Here is a 21,488-nt window from a genome sequence, read left to right on the forward strand (position 1 = left end):
GTTCCACGGGGAGAAGGAAGATAAGGTCACCCCCGCCACGCGCCCTCTTTCCGCAAATCGTCCATCGTCCGCGAAATCCCTTCGCGCAAAATCGCCACCATGTCGTCGACCTGCTCGCGGCTGATGATCAGCGGCGGCGACATCACGCACATGTTGATCAGCGGCCGCACCAGGAGGCCAAGCTCGTGGCAATGCGCATCAATGCGTTTTCCCACATCCTTGTCGAGCTGCAGCGGATCCTTGCTTTCGCGGTCGGCGACGCATTCGACGCAAGCCATCATCCCCATGCCGCGCACCTCTCCGACCAGCGGCAATTCTTCCAGCGTCTTCAGCCGCGCCTGGAAATAGGGCGCGATCTCGCGCGTATGGGCAAGCACGCCCTCTTCCAGCAGGTCGAGATTCTTCAGCGCCACCGCGCAGCCGATCGGATGGCTGGTGTAGGTGAGGCCATGGCCGAACAACGCGTCGGGATGGTTGGAGCGCCGCAGCTCTTCCAGCAGCCGCTCGGAGATGATGACGCCGCCTAGCGGGAAATAGCCCGATGTGACGCCCTTGGCGAAGGTGATCATGTCCGGCTCGATGCCGAACATATCGCCGGAGGCAAAGACATGGCCGAGCCGCCCGAAGCCGGTCACCACCTCGTCCGAGACATAGAGGATATCGTTGTCGCGACAAATCTCGCGGATGCGCTTGAGATAACCGTCCGGCGGCACGATGACGCCTCCGGAAGCCTGCACCGGTTCGCCGACAAAGGCGCCGATCCGGTCGGCGCCGACACGCGCGACGGTGTCGCGGAACTGGTCGACCAGGAAATCGGTGAAGGCGGCAACGCCCATGCCTTTCGGGCGCCGGAACGGATCGGGCGAGGACAGCTTGACCACCAGCTCGTCGGCGCCGTCCATCCAGTCGCGGTCGCGCGGGCGGCCGTTGAGCGAGGCCGACAGATAGGTCGAGCCGTGATAGGCGCCGCCGCGGCTGAGGATGAGCTTCTTCTCCGGTCGTCCGCGCACATTGTTGTAGAACTGCATGAAGCGCAGCGCCGTCTCCACCGCCGACGAGCCGCCGGTGGTGAAGAAGGCGTGGCTGAGGTCGCCAGGCGCCGCATCGGCGATGCGCCGGGCAAGCTCGGCCGAGGGCGCGTTCATCGTGTACCATGGCGTGTTGTAGGAGAGCGCCATCGCTTGGTCGTACATGACCTTGGCCAGTTCCTCGCGGCGATGGCCGACATTGATGCACCACATGCCGGCCGGGCCGTCGATCAGGCGCTTGCCGGAGCCGTCGGTGATGTAGATGCCGTCACCCTCGCCGATCAGCGCGCGGGCTTCGTTGCCGACCGAGCCGGCATAAGGCCAAGGCTGCACGAGGTGGCGCTTGGCGAGCTCGACCGCATCGCCATCGCCGGGCTCGATGAGTTCGCCTGCCTTGATCTTGCTTTGAGCCGCCATTTTCGCCTCGCATTGCCAGAGTTGTCAGATTTTCGTCGGATATCAAACGGGCGTGGAAAACCATGGAAATTCGGCTTTTCATCACTTCATTTTGAATATCCGTTCAATCAATATCGCAGAAATAGCGCTTGATTTCAATCGGCGGATGCGCTCATGATGAAAGAAAGCCGGCAAGCCAGGAGCGATCGCGCTCCGAGCATAAATCGGGAACAGGCGGCCGGCGCCACGAATGGGAAGGCCGCATGGCGGGACAGTCCGAGCCAGCTACCGAAATCACGCCCGGAGCGCTGCAATGACGGCGGCGGCGGAAGGGACGCCCCCGCTGCGCATGGCGGGATCGAGACGAAGTCCCTTTCTGCAATCGGAAGCCGTCCAGGGCTTTGCCCTGATCAGTCCGACCTTCGTTTATGCCCTTATTCTTCTCGTCCTGCCGATCCTGGTCGTCATCGCGCATTCCTTCTGGACGCAGAACTATCTCACCATCGACCACACATTCACGCTGGAGAATTACCGGATCGCGCTGACCGAGCCGATCTACCGCGACCTGCTTTGGCGCTCGCTCTACATCTCGCTGACGGTCAGTCTGCTGACCGTGGCGCTTGCCTACCCGATCGCCTATTTCATTTCCTTCCATGGCGGCCGCCACAAGAGCCTGTGGCTGTTCCTCATCACCATCCCGTTCTGGACCAGCTACCTGCTGCGGGTGATGTCGTGGAAAGTGATCCTCGGCTATAACGGCGTGCTCAACTCCGGCCTGATGGGCCTCGGCATCATCCAAGAGCCATCGGACGCGCTGCTCTACAATTCCACCGCCGTCATCATCACGCTGACCCATGCCTGGGCGACCTTCGCCATCCTGCCGATCTTCGTTTCGCTGGAGAAGGTCGACCGGACCCTGGTCGAAGCGGCGACCGACCTCGGCGACGGGCCGCTGCGCTCCTTCCTGCGCGTCACCTTGCCGCTGTCGGCGCCCGGCGTCATCTCGGCGGCGCTGATCGTCATGATCCCGACCGTCGGCGACTACGTCACGCCGAAACTGGTCGGCGGCAAGGACGGCGTGATGATCGCCAACGCCATCCAGGCGCAGTTCGGCAAGGCGTCGAACTGGCCGCTGGGTGCCGCGCTCTCCGTCACCACCATGATCATCGTCTCGCTGATGGCCGGCGCCACCGTGCTGGTCTTCCGCGCCCTGCAGAGGCTGGCACGATGACGGCGATAAGACGTTTCTTGCCCGGCTGGCTCTCGAGTTACGCCGTCCTCTATCTGCTTTTCCTTTATCTGCCGGTGATCTTCCTGCCGATCTTCTCGATCAATACGGCAGCGACGCCGAAATTCCCGCTCTCGGGCGTCACGCTGCACTGGTATGAGGACCTGCCGCGCACGCCGGCGCTGATCGACGCCTCCTGGAACAGCCTGATCGTCGGCGTCTCCGCCGCGATCCTGTCAACGGTGCTGGGCATCCTCGCCGCCCGCTCGATAACCCGCTACCGTTACCCGGGCCGCCGCGCCATCAACGGGCTGATCATGGCGCCGCTGGTGCTGCCGGAGGTCATCGTCGCCATCTCGATGCTTTTGGTCATGCTGCAACTGGGCCTCAGCCTGTCGCTGTTCACCGTCGTGCTCGGCCACGTGCTGGTCTGCATTCCCTATTCGATGACCGTGCTGACCTCCGGCTTCGAAGGCTTCGACCGCAGCCTGGAGGAGGCTTCCGCCGATCTCGGCGAGAGCGCCTTCGGCACCTTCCGGCGCGTGACGCTGCCGATGGTCGCGCCGGCGATCATCTCCAGCCTGCTCGTCTGCTTCACGATCTCGCTCGACGAATTCATCATCGCCTTTTTCCTCACCGGCACCGAGGCGACGCTGCCGATCTACATCTGGGGCCAGTTGCGCTTCGCGGCCAAGCTTCCCAGTGTGCTGGCGCTCGGCACCTTGCTACTCTTTGCGTCCTTCCTGCTGATGACGATTGCCGAAATCCTGCGCCGCCGCGCGGCGAGACGCACCCAGAACGAGGGAGGCCTCTATGCTTGAGCGGGTCCAATCCGAACGTACCCAATCGGATCGCACCATGATCGAGATCCGCGACGTGACGCGCAGCTACGGCGCCTTCAAGGCGCTGGACAATGCCTCGCTGGCGATCAGGGAGGGCGAGTTCTTCTCCCTGCTCGGGCCCTCGGGCTGCGGCAAGACCACGCTCTTGCGCATGATCGCCGGTTTCGACACGCCGACCAGCGGCTCCATTGCCGTGGACGGCCAGCCGATGGACGGCATTCCCGCCAACCGCCGGCCGACCAACATGGTCTTCCAGAGCTACGCGATCTTCCCGCATCTCAATGTCGAGCAGAATGTCGCCTATGGGCTGAGGCGGCTGAGGCTCGACGCCGGCGAGGAGAAGCGCCGCGTTGAGGAAGCGCTGGCGCAGGTGTCGCTCACCGGTCTCGGCAAGCGTCGCGCCACCGAGCTTTCCGGCGGCCAGCGCCAGCGCGTCGCTTTGGCCCGGGCGCTGGTCATGCGACCCAAAGTGCTGCTCTTGGATGAACCGCTCTCGGCGCTCGACAAGAAGCTGCGCGAGCAGATGCAGGTCGAATTGCGCCGCCTGCAGCAGGCGGTCGGCATCACCTTCGTGCTGGTCACGCACGACCAGTACGAGGCCCTGGCCATGTCCGACCGCATCGCCGTGATGTTCGGCGGCCGCATCGCGCAGGTCGCTTCGCCGAAGGAGATCTACCAGCGCCCCGTCAACCGCAAGGTTGCCGACTTCCTCGGCGGCATGAATTTCGTCAAGGCCGAGATCGTCGAGGAGAACGGCGCTTCGCTCGTGCTCGACACGCTGGGCTTCGGCCGCGTCAAGACCGACAAGCCGAGGGCTTTCGTCCGCAATGGCGGCGCGGCGACGCTTGGCATCCGGCCCGAACGCCTGCGCGTCCTGTGGGACAATGCGACAGCGAAATTCGAGGTCGCCGGCAAGGTGGTCGAGCGCCACTATTTCGGCGAGATCACCCATCTGATTGTCGAGATCCCGGGGCTGGAAAAGCCGCTCTCGGTCACCGAGACCAATGATTTCGGCGCCGACGACATCCCGGTCGGCACCTCGATCCGCCTCGCCTACGACCCCGAGGCTTTGGTCGCGATGTCGGATTAGTCAGGACCCTGGCGCAAAGTAGTGGGCGTCCATGTCGGCGAGCAGGCTCTCCTGTTCAGGAACCCAGCCGAGCGCCTGGCGAGTCCACTCGCTGGACGCAGGGTTATCGAGACCTACGAAATTGCTCAGAATTCCAAAATGCTTGGCCGCTTTGGCGGCGGGAATGCCGACGGCAGGCAGCCGGAGCCTGGTCGCGATCAAAGAAGCAATATCGCGAAACGGGATGCCGACCTCGCCAACCCCATGATATTTTGCGCCGCTGACGCCCTTTTCCAAGGCGAGCCGGAACAGCTTGGCTGCGTCGAGTCGATGCACCGCAGCCCATCGGTTGGCACCATTATCGATATAGGGAGAGACGCCCTTCTTACGGGCGGTTGCGATGATCTGCGCGGCAAATCCGCGATCGCCGAAGCCGTGCACGGTCGGTGCCAGCCGGATGATGGAGGAACGGACGCCGCGCGCAATCAGGCTTAGGGCCGCCGCCTCGGAGAAAGAACGATTTGGGCTGTCCGACATATGGTCGTCGCTTTCCGTCGAAATCTTCCCTTGCGGCAGGAAGGCGACTCCCGACGTCACCACGAGGGGGCGCCCGGAACCTTCCAGGCCTGAGCCCAGAGCCCGGATCGCCCCGGACTCGGTTTCAGCAAGAATTCGCAGGAAGCTGGCGACGACACCTCCGCTGAGCGCCCCCGCGAACAGGCGCAGGCGTGTCGTCAAGCTCATGTGGGACAGGTCATGAATGAAAGCCGTGTGGATCACGGCATCGGATCGCGCGGCCGCGTCGCGAAGCAGATCGTGTTGAGCGAGCCTTCCCACACGCGCCTTCGCTCCCAGCTTTTTCAGCCTCTCTGCTCCGTCTGCCGTGGTGGTCAGTCCCGTGACCTGGTGTCCTGCGGAAACCAGTTCTTTGACGACGGCCGAGCCGATCCATCCTGTGGCGCCAGTGACAAACACACGCATGAGCAATGTCTCCAAATTTCGCTGGAGACACATGTCGTCGTTCGGATTATGATAGTAAAGTAGGGAGATTATGGTAGTAAAATGAATAACACCATAAGCAAGCATCCGGATATGGAGAACCGTCTTGGTACCTACCTCCGGGATCGTCGAGGCAAGCTCGATCCAGGCGCTCTCGGCTTCCCCGCCAAGCGCCGCACAAGCGGCTTGCGTCGTGAGGAAGTGGCGCAGCGGGCCAACATCAGCCCGACGTGGTACACATGCCTTGAACAAGGGCGCGGCGGCGCGCCTTCGCCGGACGTCCTCGACCGGATCTCGCGCGCGCTCATGCTGACGGATATCGAGCGGGAGCACCTTTTTCTGCTTGGCCTCGGCCGCCCGCCCGAGGTGCGCTACCGACGGGACGATGGTGTTACGCCACGACTGCGGCGCGTCCTTGAGGCGTTGGAGCCAAGCCCTGCGCTCATCCGAACGGCGACCTGGAACGTAGTCGCCTGGAATCGCGCCGCCACCGTTATGCTGGGCGATTACGGATCCCTGCCGCCGGATCAGCGCAATGTGCTGCGCATCGTCTTCCTCGACCCGCGCGTTCGCGCAGCGCAGTACGATTGGGACAGCATGGCGCGCCATCTGGTGGGGATGTTCCGTGTGGATGCCGCGCGTGCGGGGGCCGGAGCGGAAGCGGAGCCTCTTGTTGATGAACTCTGCCGGCTTAGCCCCGAGTTCAGGGCGATGTGGCACGACAACGATGTTCGCGGCGCATACGGCGAAGCTGTCAAGCACATACGCCACCCGACGCTCGGTCCGCTTGCCTTCGAGTATTCCTCTTTCGCCGTCGACGGCAGGCCGGACCTCAGCATGGTCGTCTACAATCCTGCGACTGAGGAGGATATGCGGAAAATCAGTTCGTCGATCGACATGACGCCGATATCCGGGGAGATCACGCTCGGCTAGTCCAAGAAGTTGAAGCCCCGTCGATGATTTTCTGCGCGGCGATGCGCCCCGCCACGATCGCGCCTTCGACATAGCCCGGAAATGACGGCGACAGTTCCGAACATGCAAAATGGACCGGCGGCGCGCCGGCAAGGATCACGCGCTCGGCATCGCGTGCGGTCACGTCGGTAATGAGATCGCTATAGGCGCCGCCGCTCCAGCGGTCATGCGTCCAGTCTCGCACGCTGAAATCGACGATGTCGGCGGCCTGCGGGCCGAGCGCCTGGACAAGCCTCGCGGTGATTTCCGCCTGCAATGCCGCCTCGCCGAGCGCATGCCAACGCAGCGCCAGCGGCCCGCCGACAAAGACGACAAGCGCGACATGGTCGGCATCCTTGCTGGCGTCGCAGGCAAACAGCCCCGGCTGGTCGCGCCACATCACCATGCCGCTCAAGGTGCGCTCGCGCCAGAACGGCTTTGCGTAGCGCACCAGGATCTTGATCACCGCGCCGCTTTCCCAGACGCCGAGCGCGCCTGCGAGCGCCGCCGGCAGGGCAGGCACGAAATCGAGCTTCGCGGCCGTCGCCGGCGGCAAGGCGATCAGCGCCGCGCGCGCTTCGATCACACCGCGGGCCGAAACGATCCGAACGCCTTGCGGCCCATGCTCGACGCGCGCAACCGGCTCATTCAGCCGCAGCCGATCACCAAGGTCTGCCGCCAGATCGTCGGCCAGCGACTGCATCGTCTCGCGCAGGAAATACTGCAGCTCGAATACTTCGTTGGTGATGCGGCGATCATTGTCGATCAGGTACCACAGCGGCACCTTGTCCAGCGCCAGGCACCACAGGCCCTCGATCATAGAACGGAAGGCGGCCTTGGCGTCGGTCGTGTCTTTTTGGCGCTTGAGCCATGTCGCGACCGTCAGCCCAGCGATCGACGGATCGTCCGGCTCGATCCTGTTCATGCGCTCGCGGATCGCCATCGCGACCTGGTAGGTCCGCTCGGCCTCCTCGACCGACATCCACGGATGGGTGATGAACTCGCCTTCGATATAGGTCTCGACGAAAGTCTTGCCGCGCGCCTTGGCCAGCGCCATCAGCTCAGGCATGTCCTGGCACAGGAACTGGCCGCCGCTGTCGATCAGTTCGCCGAGTCCATTGCGGACAGCCTCCACCCTGCCACCGACGCGGTCGCGCGCCTCCAGCACAAGGAAATCGACGCCGGCGCGCTGAAAGTCGAGCGCGGCGGACAGGCCGGTGAAGCCGGCGCCGACGATGACGACGTCGGTTCTTTCGATGCTGCTGCTCAATAGCCGGCCTTGATCTTCTCAAACTCGGCGACCATGCGCTGCTTGAGGTCCGGCGCAATCGGCTGCTGGAACAGCGTCTTGTCGAGGAACTTGTCGAGATTGTCGAAGCCGCGTTCGGTGAGCAGCTTCTGGTCCATCGCCGCCATGCCCGCGCTGTTGCCGTGACCGTAGCCGAAGGTCTTCACCATATACTCCGAAACGTCCGGCGCGTTGACGGCGCTCAAGAAATCATAGGCCTGGTCAGGCTTGCCCGGCGCATCCTTGAGCAGCACATAGCCGCACACCCACGTTGAGATGCCTTCCTTGGTGTCGCGGTTCATGGCGATAGGCAGGCCCTGCCCTTTCAACGTCACATAGGTCTCGTTCCAGCCCCAGACCAGATCGACTTCGTTGCCCGTGAAAGCCTGGTTGAGGTCGGTGTCGTCGGTCCAGTAGAAGCGGATGTTCTTGTGCACGTCGCGCAGGAAGGCGGAGGCCAGTTTGAACTGCTCGTCGGTCATCTTGGTCCAGTCTTTCAGGCCGATGACCAGGCTCGCCAGCGCATAGGCGTCATCGACATTGTCGCCGATGGTGACGCGGCCCTTGAATTTCGGATCGGCGAAGATCTTCAGCGACTGCGCCTCGTCGGCGGTCACCTTGTCGGTGCGATAGAGCAGCGAAGTGTTGCCCCAGTCGAAAGGCATGAACCAGGCCTTGCCGTCGGCGGTGGTGGCGAGATCCTTCATCGCCATGATGCCTGGATTGAGGTCCTTCCAGCCGGCGATCTTCGAGGTATCGAGCGGTTGCAGCAACCCGGCCTCGCGCCATTTCACCACGCTTTGCGAGCAAGGATGCGCGATGTCGGCCTTGAAGCCGGCGCGCATCTTCTCGAAGGCCTCGTCCTCGTCGCCGAAAAAAGAGAAGGTCGGCTCGGCGCCGTGTTTGGCGGCGTAGGCCGGATGCAGCAGCGGGTCCTCGTAGCCGGACCAGTCGAAGACGACGAGGTCGCCGCCTTCGGCAAGCGCATAGGCGGTACCCGCGCCGACGGTGACGACGGCAGCCACGGCAAGGCGGCGAAGCATGGTTTTCATGGCGCGAGAAACTCCCCCATTGCGGACATATCGGGTGAGGTTAGGAGAATTCCCGGGCTTTGGCGAGCCCGCCCACCTTGCTCTGCTTTGTAGTGAGCGGGCCGCTGAAGTTCGGCTCAATAGCCGGCTTTGATCTTCTCGAACTCGGCGATCATCTTCAGCTTGAGCGCGGAAGGCACCGGCGACTGGAACAGCGTCTTGTCGACGAATTTTCCCACGTCGTCATAGCCCTTTTCCTTCAGGATCGCCGGGTCGACGCCGGCCATGCCCTTGGCATTGGCCTGGCCGTAGCCCCAATCCTTGACCAGCACCTTGGCGACTTCCGGATCGTTAACGGCGTTGAGGTAGTCATAGGCCTTGTCGATGTTGCCGGGCGCGTCCTTGAACAGAACATAGCCGCACACCCAGGTCGAGATGCCTTCGTCGGTGTCCTTCTTGGACTTGATCGGCACGCCGGCGGCCTGCGACTGCACCGCCGCGTCGTTCCAGGCCCAGGCGAGATCGACCTCTCCGCCGGAGAGCAATTGCACGACGTCGGTGGTGTCGGTCCAGTAGGAGCGGACATTCTTGTGCACCTGGCGCAGGAAGTCGGACGCCTGCTTGAACTGGTCGTCCGTCATCTTGGTCCAGTCCTTGAGCCCGATGGCGAGGCTGGCCAGCGCGTAGGCATCGTCGACGTTGTCGCCGATCGAAACCTTGCCCTTGTATTTCGGATCGGCGAAGGCCTTCAGCGATTGCACGTCCTTTTCGGCGATCTTGTCGGAGTTGTAGGTGAGCTGGGTGTCGCCCCAGTCCCACGGCATGAACCAGGCCTTGCCGTCGGACGTCGTGGCGAGATCCTTCATCGCCATGATGCCGGGGTTGAGATCCTTCCAGCCGGCGATCTTGGAAGTGTCGAGCGGCTGCAGCAGGCCCGCCTCGCGCCACTTCACCACGCTCTGCGAGCAGGGATGGCCGAGATCGGACTTGAAGCCGGAGCGGATCTTTTCGAACGCCTCATCCTCGTCGCCGAAGAAGGCGAAGGTCGGAGAGTCGCCGTTCTTCTCGACATATTTGCCGTGGAAGCTCGGATCCTCGTAGCCGGACCAGTCGAACACGATCAGGTCCTTGTCGGCGGCGACGGCGAACGCTGCCGCGGAGGCCGCGAGCGCGCCGCCAAGCGCCACGGTCAGTGTCAGGCGTCGGCTGAATTTCTTCATGCTGTTCCATCCCTTTTGGTTTTGCCGGTCTTGTTTGGCCGGCCGTTGCTAACCCCGGCTTTTGCTAGCCATAGTGTTTCGGGAAAGCGGCGGCCAAAAATGCATTCGCCGACTGCAAGGCCGTCTCCCGCGTCGTGTCCTCGGTGCCCATCATCAGCCGCAGCCACAGGCCCTCGAGCATGGCGCTGAGCGCCAGGGCGATGACCTGTGGGTCATAGGCGTAGCCGCCGCTCTGCTTGAGCGTCGTGCAGAGGTCGATGAAGACCTGCTGGTAATAGGCGTCGCGCGAACTGCTCAGCGCCTGGTAGGTCGGCCGCGACTTGGCCTCGCCCCAGAAGGCGAGCCAGGCGGCGAGCTTGCGCTTGTTGCAGATCGAGCGGTCGAAATCGGCCCATACCAGCTGCTGCAGTTGCCTAGCCGGATCGTCGCCCGCCTTCTGCAACGCGGCACGCCAATGCGCCGAATACTCGTCATACATGTGCTGCAGCGTGGCGATCAGCAGCTTTTCCTTGCTCTCGAAATGGAAGTTGACGATGCCGCGCGACAGGCCCGCGCCGTCGGCCACGTCGGCCATCGTCGTTTCGGCATAGCCGCGCTTGGCCAGTGAATCGATCGTCGCCTCGATCAGCTGCAGCTGCCTGACCTCTTTCGAGGCCTTGCGGCCGCGCTTTTCGGCATCGCCTTTCCGTGCCGTTTCGGGGAGGGCGCCGCTCGCCTCTGCAGTCTTCATGGGTGTGACGGTCTCCAGCATCGCCGGCTATCCAACCGGCTTCCAACCGCGCAGATGAGTGGGGCGGTGCTCGCCACTGTCAAGCACCTTCTGCATCGCCTCCCAGGTCTTGATGTTCTTGTCGACATAGGCCGCGCCGACCGCCGCGGCGGCCTGCGCGTAGAGCGGTCCCTTGAGGCGCGCCAGCTCCTCCCGCGCGACCTCGCGGTACCATGGATTGCGGTCGCGGACGGCAATGTCGGTAAAGCCGGCGCGCCGCATCGCTTCGGCATAGCGCGCCGGCGAGGCCATGGCGAAGGAGAGCCCCTCGGCCGCGATATAGGCCTTCATCTGAGGCGACGGCTCGCCGTCATGCCCGATCATCCAGTTCGACGCCGCAAACACCCCGCCGGGCTTCAGGACGCGAAAAATTTCGGCGAACAGCGCGTCCTTGTCCGGCACATGCAGCAGCGCGTCCTTGGAGAAGACGACGTCGAAGGAAGCGTCCGTGAAAGGCAGCGGCCCCGGCGGCGCTTGGACGAAGCTGACGCAGTCTTCGAGATGTTGCCGGGCCGCCCCTCGCCTCGCCGTCTCGATCACCGGCTTCTCGACGTCGAAGCCGGTGGCTCGCGCCGCGCCGTGCCGCGCGGCCAGATGCAACGTGATGCCGCCGGCGCCGCAACCGACATCGAGGATCGTCTTGCCCTTGAGCGAGAGGCCTTCGACCACGCGGTCGACCTCTTCCGGGCCGCCCGGCGACAGGTAACCCTCGCCCCACAGCGCTTCGAGGAAGCGAATGGCGGTGTCGTCATATTCCGGCTCGGCGTCAGCCGTTTCGATCATCGGATCTTCAACCCCAAATACCGATGCGGATCAGTCCAGAACGCGGGCAAAGCCTAGCGCATCAACGGGAAAACGCAACACCATTTGTTGAACATTCATTCAATATCGCTGGACAAAAAACCGTGATCCGTGCCAAATTCGAGCAATCGGGGAACAAAACGCACCGAGCAATTCCAGGAAAAGCGTGAGGCGGTTTTCCGTCCGGAATTGCGTTAAAACAAGAAGATAGGGGAAACCGGATGGAGGTTCAGCGCGCATGAAGGCATGGGACGCGATCGTCATCGGCGGCGGCCACAACGGCCTGGTCAATGCCTGCTATCTGCAGCGCGCCGGCCTGGATGTGCTGATGGTCGAGAAGAACGACTGGGTCGGGGGCGCGGCCACCAGCCGCGAGCTGACGCCGGGCTTCCTCTATTCGAACTGCTCCTATGTCTGCTCGCTGTTCCGGCCCGAGATCATGCGCGATCTGGAGCTGCCGCGCTTCGGCCTGCAGGTAATCTCCTACGAAGGCGGCGCCGTGTTCACGCGCGACGGCGACTACCTCGCCAACTACCGCGACCACGATGCGCATCGCCGTGAGTTCGCCCGTTTCTCGAAGCGTGACGCCGAGGCTTATGACCGCTATTCACGCGACGTCACAAGGCAGTGCCGCTTCATCCAGCCGCTCTTGATGCGCACCGCGGCGGACCCGACCAGCTTCAAGCCACGCGATCTCGGCGAACTGCTCTATCTGGGGAAGAAATTCGCCGGTCTCTCGGCCGAGGAAATGGCGCTGACCCTGCGCTTCTGGACGATGTCGATCTCGGACTTCCTCGACGAATATTTCGAGACCGACGTCATCAAGGCGAACTTCGCGCTTTCCGGCATCATCGGCACGGCGCTCGGCCCGATGTCGCCCGGCACGGCCTATGTTCTGCTCCACCACTATATGGGCGAGGTCGATGGTTCGGTCGGCGCCTGGGGCTATGCGCGCGGCGGCATGGGCGCCGTTACCAAGGCGCTGGCCGCGTCTTTCAAGGCTAGCGGCGGCACCATCCGCACTGGCGCCGAGGTCGACCATGTGCTGATCAGGAACGGCAAGGCCAAGGGCGTCGTGCTCGCCGGCGGCGAGGAGATCTTTGGCAAGCTCGTCATCTCCAACGCCGACGTCAAGCGCACCTTCCTGAAGCTGGTCGAGGAAAAAGAACTGCCCGATATCTTCCTGCGCCGCGTCCGGAATTTCAAGATCCGCGGCTCGTCCGGCAAGGTCAACATCGCGCTGGATTCACTCCCCGAATTCCCGGCTCTGCCGAAGGATTCGCCGGTCTATCGCGCCGATATGCATTTCACTGATTCCATCGAACGCATGGAGCGCGCCTATGACGACTGGAAGGCCGGGCGCTGGTCGGCCGATCCCTTCCTCGACATGATGATCCCGACCACGCTCGACCCGACCATGGCGCCGCCGGGCAAGCACTTCATGAGCTGCTTCGTGCAATACGCGCCGCCCAAGATCGACGGCCGCGACTGGACCGACGCCGACCGCGATGGCTTCGCCGAAAGCGTGATTTCCCAGATCGCCGAATATTCGCCCGGCTTCCGCGACCGCATCGTCCATATGGAAGTGCGCACGCCGCGCGAAATCGAAGCCGAGGTCGGCCTCACCGAAGGCAACATTTTTCAAGGCGAGCTCACCTTCGACCAGTTGCTGTTCAATCGCCCGGTGCCCGGTTACGCGCAATACCGGTCGCCGGTCGGCGGGCTCTATATGTGCGGCTCCTCCACTCATCCCGGCGGCGGCGTCATGGGCGCGCCCGGACGCAATGCCGCCGCCGAGATCCTGCGCGATCTCGCCAAGCCGACCCTGCATATGAGCCCCGCCCATGACGTCATCTGATTTGAACTGGGACGCCATCGTCATCGGCGGCGGCCACAACGGCCTCGTTGCCGCCGCTACGCTGGCCAAATCCGGCCGCAAGGTGCTGGTCCTCGAAGCCGGCAACGAGGTCGGCGGCGCCGCGCGCACCGAGGAGTTCGCGGCGGGTTTTCGCACTTCCGCCGTCGCGCATCTGCTCAATCGTCTGCATCCCGATGTCGTGAAAACGCTGGAGCTGCAGCGGCACGGCCTGAAGATCGAGCGCGGCGATTTCGTGCCGTCGGTGGCGCTGTCGAGAGACGGTCCGCTGGTGCTGCATGGCGCCTATGGCGAGGTGCTGACCGGCGCCAGCCCTTCGGAGCAGTCCGCCTGGAAAGACTTGCGCGCGCAATTGCTGCGCTATGCCGGCGTGCTGAAGCCTTTCCTGTCGCGCCGCCCGCCGGACCTTGCCGGCATGTCGCTGGCGGAAATGACCGGCCTCGGCCAGACCGCGTTGGCGCTGAAGCGGCTCGGCAAGGAAGACATGCGCGACTTCCTGCGCGTGCTTTTGATGAATGTCTACGACCTGCTCGACGAACAGCTGTCTGACGATCGGCTGAAGGGCCTGCTCGCCTTCGACGCGACGCTGGGTTCCCATCTCGGACCGCGCTCGCCGACCTCGCTGCTCGGCCTCTACTATAGGATGGCCGGCGAGATCGGCGGCCTCGCCGGCGCGCAGATGCAGCCGAAGGGCGGCATGGGCGCCGTCGTCGCCGCCATCCGCGCGGCGGCGGAAAACGCGGGCGTTTCGATCCGCCCGGCTTCGCCGGTCGCCAAGGTCATCGTCGAGAAGGGCCGCGCCGTCGGCGTCCTCACGCAGGGCGGCGAGACGCTGCGCGCCAAGACGGTCGTCTCGGCCATCAACCCCGCAACCACGATCCTCGATCTGGTCGGGCCGCGCGAGGTCGACACCGGCTTCGTGCGCAAGGTAAAGAACATCCGCATGAAGGGCGACGCGGCCAAGCTCCATCTGGCGCTCGACCGGCCGCCGCAATTCACCGGCGTCGACGCCGCCGGCCACAAAGGCCGCCTCGTCATCGCGCCTTCGCCCGACCATGTCGAGCGCGCCTTCAACCCGTCGAAATATGGCGAGTTCTCGCCCGAGCCGGTGATGGAGATCACGCTGCCCAGCCTCGCCGATCCCGCACTCGCGCCGTCCGGTGCCTGCGTGCTCTCGGCGGTGGTGCAATATGCGCCCCATGCGCTTAGAGAGGGCTGGACCGCCGGCAAGCCGCAATTCCTCAAGGCGATCATGGCGCAGCTCGAAACCTATGCGCCCGGCATCGGCGCGACGGTGCGCCACGCCGAGCTGTTGACGCCCGCCGACATAGAGGCGCGCTACCGTATGCCCGGCGGCCACTGGCATCACGGCGAATTGCAGGCCGACCAGATGCTGATGTCGCGGCCCGTCTCCGGCTGGTCGGGCTACGACACGCCGCTCGAAGGGCTGTTCCTTGCCGGCGCCGGCTCGCATCCGGGCGGCGGCATCTCCGGCGCGCCGGGCCTCAACGCCGCGCGCCGCATCATCGCGATGAGGGCATAGGATGTTTTTGCAAATCGCTGAAGCGCTCTACGGCGAAGGAACGCCGTCATGAACCATCATCCCGCCATCAAGCCGTCAACCGACGCCCGCACCCTCGCGCAATCCCATTTCCGCACGCTGCGGCTCGGCACGCCGTTCCAGCCACGCATCGACGCGCTCGGATTGAAGCAGGATTGGTACAACTGGGCCGGCTACCGCGCGCCACATTCGCTGTGGGATGAGGAGCTCGAATATTTCGCCATCCGCAGTCAGGCGGCGCTGTTCGACATCTCGCCGATGACGAAATACCGGATCGAAGGTCCGGACGCCGAAGCCTATCTCGATCGCATCACCTTGCGCGATGTGACCAAACTGAAACCGGGTCGCGTCCACTATACCGCCTGGTGCGACGACGAAGGTTTCGTGCTCGACGATGGCACTTTGTTCAGGCTCTCGCCGACACGCTTCCGGCTGTGCTCGCAGGAACGGCACTTGCCCTGGCTGCTGGACAGCGCGATCCGCTACGAGGTCAGTGTCGAGGAAGAGACCGAGGCGGTTGCCGGCTTGGCGCTGCAGGGCCCGACATCCTTCGCTATCCTGCGCGACGCGGGCTTTGCCGGCATCGAGCGGCTGAAGGTCTTCGACCTCGCCGAATTCGCGCATGATGGCGCTGCCCTGACCATATCGCGCACCGGCTTCACCGGCGATCTCGGCTACGAGCTGTTCGTGCCGGCGGACAAGGCGCTGAGCCTGTGGGACCGGCTGATGGCGGCGGGCGAACTGCGCGGCATCCGCGCCATCGGCTATACGGCGTTGAACCGCGCTCGCCTCGAAGCCGGGCTGATCGTCGCCAACGGCGACTTCACAGCTGCCGAGCACGCCATCCGCACGGACCGCCTGCGCATGCCGGACGAGATCGGCCTCGGCTTCATGATCGATCCGCAAAAGGGCCACTTCAACGGTCGCCGCGCCATCCTCGAAGCCCGGTCGAAGAAGAAGCTGCGGCATGTGTTGGTCGGGCTGGAGATCGAAGGCAACATTCCGGCCGAACACGCCATCGTCTACTACCGCAAAAGCCAGGAGGTCGGATTGGTCAGCGCGGCGATGTGGTCGCCCATGGCCAAGCGCAACATCGCGCTTGCCTCGCTGCGGCGGCCTTATGGCGATACCATCGTCGACGACCTCTGGGTCGAGATCTACGCCATGCGCGAGCTGCAGTACCAGAAGCTGATGAAACGAGCGAAAGTGGTGCCGCGGCCCTTCATCAAGCTCGACCGCCGCACAGCCAACCCGCCAGCGGACTTTTGACCATGGCAAGCGAAGCGGAAGACCTGGAAGCGGAGGCCACCGAGCAGTGGCAGTTGGTCAACACGCCGCTCGGCGAGATGTGGTCCGGCCGCACCCGCTACGCGGCGGCCATGTTCTTCTTCAAGCGCGGCGAGATGAACGCCGAGACGCTCGAGGTCTACCGCATCTGCGCCCGGCTCGACGCGGAAAACCCCTTGCCGATCATCCGCGATCGCGCCGTCGGCAAGGAATGGCTTAAGCGCATGGGTTACGCGCTGTAACGCGCTCAGCCGATCGTCCTTTCCAACACGCTCAACCAGTTACGATAGGCGATCTTCTCGATCAGCGTGCGTCCGAAACCGCGCGCGGCAAGCGCGTCGATGAGCTTCGGCAAGCCGGCGACGTCGCCGATGGGGGCCGGGATCATTGCGCCGTCGAAATCGGAGCCCAGGCCGACGCCGTCCTCGCCCAGCGCCTGTAAGAGCGAGTCGATATGGCGCACCATGATGTCGATGCTGGTGTCGGCGTTCATGCGACCGTCCTCGCGCAGGAAGCCGGTGGCGAAATTCAGGCCCACCATGCCGCCGGACTCGCGGATCGCGCCGAGCTGCCAGTCGGTCAGATTGCGCGAATGGCCGCAGATCGCATGCACGTTGGAATGGGTGGCCACCAGCGGCGCGTCACTCAGCGCCGCGACGTCGCGAAAACCCTTCTCGTTGAGATGCGACAGGTCGATCATGATCCTGAGCTGGTTGCAGGCTTTGACCAGCGCCTTGCCGGCGTCGGTGAGGCCAGGCCCGGTATCGGGCGAGGACGGGAAGCGGAACGGCACGCCATTGCCGAAAGCGTTCGGCCGGCTCCAGACGATGCCCAGCGAACGCAGCCCTGCGGCGTGCAGCACGTCGAGCATGGCAAGCCCGGGATCGATCGCCTCGACGCCTTCGATGTGGAACACGGCGGCGATCGAGCCCTTCGCCATCGCGTCGCGCACATCGCCGGCGCTGCGGCAGACGGTCAGCGCGCCGGCGCGCTCCAGCCGGAACAGGATCGAGGCCATGCCGATGGTCGAGGTGATCGCCTCGGCCTGCGGCAGTTCCGGCGGCAGCGGCTCGTTGTCGCTCGGCGCCGGCGGCACGGCGCCGCGCTTCGACTTCTCGACCGGCGGCGGAAAGATAGCGAACATGCCGCCGGCAAAGCCGCCCTTCCTGGCGCGCGGCAGGTCGATATGGCCGCCCGGCGTCCCCTCGATGAACAGCTTTTCGACGTCGGCTTCCTTCGACTGGTAGAGCCGAAGCAGCGTGTCGTTATGTCCGTCGAAAACGGGGATCAGGTCGGTATCGGTCATCAGGGAAGCCATTCAAATCGGGGACAGGCGGGACGAAGGTTCGTCCGGGCGAACCGTCAACTTAGGCAAGATGATCGGGCCGTGCAAATGCCAATGGCTTCTCCTTCTCCCCTTGTGGGAGAAGGGAAAAGCTCATTGCTTCAGTACATCCGCCCATTCCGGATGGCGGCGGAACTGGGCGTTGGCGAAGGGGCAGAGCGGGATGATCTTCTTGCCGGCAGCGCGTGCGTCCTCGACCGCGCGGGTGACGAGCCGAAGCCCGGCGCCCTGGCCGCGAAAGACATCCGGCACCTCGGTGTGGTCGATGATGAGCTGGTGCTCACCGATCTTGGTGAAGGTCATCTCGGCCTCGGCGCCGCCGGGTCCGCGCAGCACGTAGCGTCCCTTGGAGCCGCGGTCCTCCAGTTCGATCTCGGGCAGTTGGTCAGCCATTGTTCTTGCCTCCTTCAGCGGGCGCGAGCGCGAACAGCCGCCGCGCCGCTTCGATTTCATTCGGCCAAACCTCATGCCCGCCGTCGTGCCATTCCGCTGTGACATCGGCGCCGTCGGCGCGCAAATAAGCCTCGAGCCGCGACGTCAGGTTGGGCGGACAGATCGGGTCGCGCCTGCCGGCCGTGATCAGGATACGGCGGCCGGCAAGGCTACCCTGGACGCGAGGCTCGAACGGGATCAGCGGATGCATCAGCACCGTGGCGTCGAACAAGCCTGGCTCGGCGAACACCACCGAGGCCAGGATGTTGGCGCCGTTGGAGTAGCCGAGGCCGAACACCGCCGAAGGCTTCGCCGTCTCGACATGCGCCTTGACGAAGCCCGCCATCTTCGATGTCGCGCGCGCCAGGTCGTCCATGTCGTAGACGCCCTCGCCGGTGCGGCGGAAGAAGCGGGCGGCACCATGCTCCGACACGTCGCCACGCGGCGAGACGATCGTCGCCGAAGGTATAAGCTCGCGGCCGAAGCCAAGAAGCTGGTTCTCGTCCGCCCCAGTGCCGTGGAAGACGAGGAGCAGTGGGCCGCCCGGCGAACCGGGCAGCACTTTGTGGATGTAAGCGTCCTTGCTCATGGTTCAGCCTTCCAGCTTCTGCAGATGCTCTTCGAGATAAGGCCGCAAATGCTGATGCTGCGTCGGCAGCTTCAGCGCCTCGCCGAGATGCGCGGTGTCCTCGTCGCGGTCGAATCCCGGTTCGTTGGTCGCCACCTCGAACAGCACGCCGCCCGGCGTGCGGAAATAGATCGCCCAGAAATAGTCGCGATCGATGACCGGCGTCACGCCATAGCCCGTGTCGATCAGCGCCTTGCGCACGTCGAGCTGCTTGGCGCGATCCTCGACCGCGAAGGCGACGTGGTGCACTGAGCCGGCGCCGAGGTTGGCAAAGCCGGCGCCCGGCAGCGATTCGATGTCGACGACGTCGGCGCCATTGCCGTTCTTGATCGCCAGCCGGCTGACATTGCCGGACTTGTCGACCTCCTCATAGCCCATGAACTTAAGCAGTTCCTCCGTGGCGCCGCCATCCTTCAGCCGGAGCGAGACCGAGTGGAAGCCGCGGATCGCCTCGTCGCCAGGAACGCCGCCCTTGACCCAGGGGGCACGCTTGTCGGCCTTGTCCTCGACGAGCGCGAAACTATCCCCGTCGGGGCCGGTGAAGGTCAGCCGCTTTTCGCCAAAACTTTCGCTGCGGGCGACGTTGCCCACGCCCTCGTCGGCGAAGCGCTTTTCCCAATAGGCGAGCGTGCCTTCCGGCACCGAGAACACCGTGGTGCCGACTTCGCCGACGCCATGACGGCCCTTGCCGATATCGGGGAACGGGAAATAGGTCATCACCGAGCCCGGCGTGCCGACCTCGTCGGCGTAATAGAGATGGTAGACGTCCGGCGCGTCGAAATTGACGGTCTTCTTCACCCGGCGCAGGCCGAGCTTCTTGGTGAAGAACTCATTGTTGCGGCGCGCGTCGCTCGCCATCGAGGTGACGTGATGCAGGCCCTTGATCTGATTGAGCATGATCGTGCTCCTTCCCTTGTCCTTGTGCGGCCCTCGCCGCTGTCCACGCCAATATGAGCATAGGCGGGCCGGCGGCAAAGCGGGCAAACACAGAATGGACTGTGTCATAAAAGTGAACGACCTTGCAGAATATGTTCACCAATCCATTACCGGCTTCGGCTTGCAACGCCGATGATTTCCGTTCCATCTGGGTGCTTCCACAAGGAGACGATCTTGGACAAACCGCCGAGCCGCCCGAATGTTCTCCTCATCACCTGCGACCAGTGGCGTGGCGATTGCCTGTCGGCCGCCGGCCACCCGGTGGTGAAGACGCCGAATGCGGATGCGCTCGCCGCGCAGGGCGTGCTCTTCCGCCGGCACTACGGAGGCGCAGCACCCTGCTCGCCGGCCCGCGCCTGCCTCTATACCGGGCTCTACCAGATGAACAATCGCGTCTGCCGCAACGGCACGCCGCTCGACGCGCGCCATGGCAATATCGCGCTTTCGGCGCGCGCGGCGGGCTACGATCCGACCCTGTTCGGCTACACCGATGTCTCGCTCGATCCCCGGCAACTCTCCCCCGAGGATCCGCGGCTGCGCAGCTATGAGGGCGTGCTGCCGGGATTCACCGTGCGCCAAGCCCTGCCCGAGCATCAGAAGCAGTGGCTGTCATGGCTGCAGGCACAGGGCATCGATATCGGCGCGGGCAGCCCCGGCATCCACCGTCCGGCCAACGGGCAAGCGGAACGCGACGTGACCAACGCGCCGCCGGTCTATTCGCAAGACCAGACGCCGACCGCTTTCCTGGCCGGCGAATTCATCCGCTGGCTCGGCGAGCAGGAGAAGAGCGTGCCGTGGTTCGCGCATGTCTCCTTCATCAGCCCGCACCCGCCGTTCATCGTGCCGGAACCCTATAACACGATGTACGATCCAGGCGATGGTCCCGCCTTCCGGCGCGCCGCAAGCTGGCAGGCCGAGGCGGAAAGCCATCCCTATCTCGCCTACGATCTCGACCGGCAGAAGCGGACAAAATTCGTTCCCGGCATCGAAGGCAAGGTGCCGGACTGGAGCGAGGAAAATTTCCGCTTAATCCGCGCGATCTACTGCGGCATGATCTCCGAGGTCGACGCGCAACTCGGCCGCGTCTGGCAGGCGATCAAATCGGCGGACGCCTGGGACGACACCGTCATCGTGCTCACCTCCGACCATGCCGAGATGATGGGCGACCATTTCATGCTCGGCAAGGGCGGCTTCTTCGACGCCAGCTACCACATTCCGCTGGTCATCCGCGATCCGCGCCGGACAGCCGCGGCGGGTTCATCCGTGGATCATTTCACCGAAGCCGTCGACCTCTTTCCCACCTTGCTCGACCTGATCGGCGCCGCGCCGCAGCGCCATCTCGACGGCCGTTCGCTCGTGCCTTGGATCGAGGGCAAGATGCCGGAGTTCTGGCGCGACGCGGCCCATTGGGAGTTTGACTTCCGTACAGTTGCCAAAGGCGAAGCGGAGCGCCATTTCCGTATCGCATCGAGCGCCTGCAACCTTGCCGTCATCCGCACGGCCGAGTTCAAATATGTCCATTTCGGCGGCGATCTGCCGGCGCTTCTCTTCGATCTCTCGAACGACCCGGGCGAGTTGAACAACGTGGCAGGCGACCCGGCCTATCTGCCCGTACGGCTTGAGTTCGCCGAAAGGATGCTCGCCTGGCGCGCCGCGCATCTCGATCGGTCGCTGGCATTGGCGGAACTGACGGAAGATGGCGTGGTCGGATACGTGAGTCAGGCAGTAGGCAGTAGGCAGTAGGCAATAGGCAGTAGGCAGTAGGCAGTAGGCAGTAGGCAGTAGGCAGTAGGCAGTAGGC

General features: G+C 64.2%; 20 protein-coding genes. 9 read left to right on the forward strand and 11 right to left on the reverse strand.

Annotated features, from left to right (window positions below):
- Positions 1–26 precede the first annotated feature (26 nt).
- Positions 27–1,445 (reverse strand): aminotransferase, encoded by a 1,419-nt coding sequence (locus FJW10_RS28970; RefSeq protein WP_140902595.1) that lies wholly within the window; start codon positions 1,443–1,445, stop codon positions 27–29.
- A gap of 292 nt (positions 1,446–1,737) precedes the next feature.
- On the opposite strand from FJW10_RS28970, the gene FJW10_RS28975 reads away from it, so the two are divergent.
- From FJW10_RS28975 to FJW10_RS28985, 3 genes are read left to right on the forward strand one after another with little or no spacing between them, the layout of a single operon-like run.
- A complete protein-coding gene (locus FJW10_RS28975; protein WP_140902596.1) occupies positions 1,738–2,655 on the forward strand; it encodes an ABC transporter permease in 918 nt (305 codons plus the stop codon).
- Positions 2,652–3,473, forward strand: a complete 822-nt coding sequence (locus FJW10_RS28980) for an ABC transporter permease (RefSeq protein WP_140902597.1) — start codon at positions 2,652–2,654, stop codon at positions 3,471–3,473. Before FJW10_RS28975 ends, FJW10_RS28980 begins: the two co-directional genes overlap by 4 nt.
- A 37-nt stretch (positions 3,474–3,510) precedes the next feature.
- Complete coding sequence (locus FJW10_RS28985; RefSeq protein WP_140835085.1) at positions 3,511–4,584, forward strand: ABC transporter ATP-binding protein; 1,074 nt, start codon at positions 3,511–3,513, stop codon at positions 4,582–4,584.
- Here the strand turns inward: FJW10_RS28985 and FJW10_RS28990 are convergent, their stop codons facing one another.
- Positions 4,585–5,544, reverse strand: a complete 960-nt coding sequence (locus FJW10_RS28990; protein ID WP_140902598.1) for an SDR family oxidoreductase — start codon at positions 5,542–5,544, stop codon at positions 4,585–4,587.
- 81 nt (positions 5,545–5,625) lie between these two features.
- Between FJW10_RS28990 and FJW10_RS28995 the strand changes: the two genes are divergently transcribed.
- Positions 5,626–6,495 carry a helix-turn-helix transcriptional regulator gene (locus FJW10_RS28995; RefSeq protein ID WP_181177707.1) on the forward strand — a complete coding sequence of 290 codons (870 nt, stop codon included), beginning with the start codon at positions 5,626–5,628 and terminating at the stop codon, positions 6,493–6,495.
- Here FJW10_RS28995 and FJW10_RS29000 read toward each other — a convergent pair.
- The 5 genes from FJW10_RS29000 to FJW10_RS29020 all read right to left on the reverse strand — a co-directional run bounded on the left by FJW10_RS29000 (position 6,482) and on the right by FJW10_RS29020 (position 11,604).
- On the reverse strand, positions 6,482–7,783 hold the full coding sequence (locus FJW10_RS29000; RefSeq protein WP_140902599.1) for a flavin monoamine oxidase family protein: 1,302 nt from the start codon (positions 7,781–7,783) through the stop codon (positions 6,482–6,484). The two genes, FJW10_RS28995 and FJW10_RS29000, sit on opposite strands and share 14 nt — an antisense overlap.
- On the reverse strand, positions 7,780–8,853 hold the full coding sequence (locus FJW10_RS29005) for an extracellular solute-binding protein (RefSeq protein WP_140902600.1): 1,074 nt from the start codon (positions 8,851–8,853) through the stop codon (positions 7,780–7,782). The genes FJW10_RS29000 and FJW10_RS29005 overlap by 4 nt, the downstream gene beginning before the upstream one ends.
- A gap of 116 nt (positions 8,854–8,969) precedes the next feature.
- The gene (locus tag FJW10_RS29010) at positions 8,970–10,052 is read right to left on the reverse strand and encodes an ABC transporter substrate-binding protein (protein ID WP_140902601.1); all 1,083 of its coding nucleotides are present in this window, start codon (positions 10,050–10,052) and stop codon (positions 8,970–8,972) included.
- A 64-nt stretch (positions 10,053–10,116) separates the two neighbouring features.
- The gene (gene betI, locus FJW10_RS29015; RefSeq protein WP_246674403.1) at positions 10,117–10,782 is read right to left on the reverse strand and encodes a transcriptional regulator BetI; all 666 of its coding nucleotides are present in this window, start codon (positions 10,780–10,782) and stop codon (positions 10,117–10,119) included.
- 27 nt (positions 10,783–10,809) lie between these two features.
- Positions 10,810–11,604 (reverse strand): class I SAM-dependent methyltransferase, encoded by a 795-nt coding sequence (locus FJW10_RS29020; protein ID WP_140902602.1) that lies wholly within the window; start codon positions 11,602–11,604, stop codon positions 10,810–10,812.
- Between the two features lie 256 nt (positions 11,605–11,860).
- Here FJW10_RS29020 and FJW10_RS29025 point away from each other — a divergent pair, with 256 nt between their 5' ends.
- From FJW10_RS29025 to FJW10_RS29040, 4 genes are read left to right on the forward strand one after another with little or no spacing between them, the layout of a single operon-like run.
- Positions 11,861–13,480, forward strand: a complete 1,620-nt coding sequence (locus FJW10_RS29025; RefSeq protein WP_140902603.1) for an NAD(P)/FAD-dependent oxidoreductase — start codon at positions 11,861–11,863, stop codon at positions 13,478–13,480.
- Positions 13,467–15,041, forward strand: coding sequence for an NAD(P)/FAD-dependent oxidoreductase (locus FJW10_RS29030; protein WP_140902604.1), 1,575 nt, complete (start codon positions 13,467–13,469; stop codon positions 15,039–15,041). Before FJW10_RS29025 ends, FJW10_RS29030 begins: the two co-directional genes overlap by 14 nt.
- A 48-nt stretch (positions 15,042–15,089) precedes the next feature.
- The gene (locus FJW10_RS29035) at positions 15,090–16,328 is read left to right on the forward strand and encodes an aminomethyltransferase family protein (RefSeq protein WP_140902605.1); all 1,239 of its coding nucleotides are present in this window, start codon (positions 15,090–15,092) and stop codon (positions 16,326–16,328) included.
- Between the two features lie 2 nt (positions 16,329–16,330).
- The gene (locus FJW10_RS29040) at positions 16,331–16,588 is read left to right on the forward strand and encodes a hypothetical protein (RefSeq protein WP_140835074.1); all 258 of its coding nucleotides are present in this window, start codon (positions 16,331–16,333) and stop codon (positions 16,586–16,588) included.
- A 5-nt stretch (positions 16,589–16,593) separates the two neighbouring features.
- On the opposite strand, the gene FJW10_RS29045 is transcribed toward FJW10_RS29040, so the two are convergent.
- From FJW10_RS29045 to FJW10_RS29060, 4 genes are all read right to left on the reverse strand, one after another.
- Positions 16,594–17,652: a dipeptidase gene (locus FJW10_RS29045; protein WP_140902606.1), complete on the reverse strand. Its 1,059-nt coding sequence runs from the start codon at positions 17,650–17,652 to the stop codon at positions 16,594–16,596.
- Positions 17,653–17,784: 132 nt separating this feature from the next.
- On the reverse strand, positions 17,785–18,084 hold the full coding sequence (locus tag FJW10_RS29050; protein WP_027166574.1) for a GNAT family N-acetyltransferase: 300 nt from the start codon (positions 18,082–18,084) through the stop codon (positions 17,785–17,787).
- Positions 18,077–18,712, reverse strand: a complete 636-nt coding sequence (locus tag FJW10_RS29055) for an alpha/beta hydrolase (RefSeq protein ID WP_140902607.1) — start codon at positions 18,710–18,712, stop codon at positions 18,077–18,079. Before FJW10_RS29055 ends, FJW10_RS29050 begins: the two co-directional genes overlap by 8 nt.
- Before the next feature lie 3 nt (positions 18,713–18,715).
- Positions 18,716–19,648, reverse strand: coding sequence for a VOC family protein (locus tag FJW10_RS29060; RefSeq protein ID WP_140902608.1), 933 nt, complete (start codon positions 19,646–19,648; stop codon positions 18,716–18,718).
- Positions 19,649–19,819: 171 nt separating this feature from the next.
- Between FJW10_RS29060 and FJW10_RS29065 the strand changes: the two genes are divergently transcribed.
- On the forward strand, positions 19,820–21,430 hold the full coding sequence (locus FJW10_RS29065) for an alkaline phosphatase family protein (RefSeq protein ID WP_140902609.1): 1,611 nt from the start codon (positions 19,820–19,822) through the stop codon (positions 21,428–21,430).
- Positions 21,431–21,488 lie beyond the last annotated feature (58 nt).

Origin of the sequence: Mesorhizobium sp. B4-1-1 (assembly GCF_006439375.1) — a bacterium.
GTDB lineage: Bacteria > Pseudomonadota > Alphaproteobacteria > Rhizobiales > Rhizobiaceae > Mesorhizobium.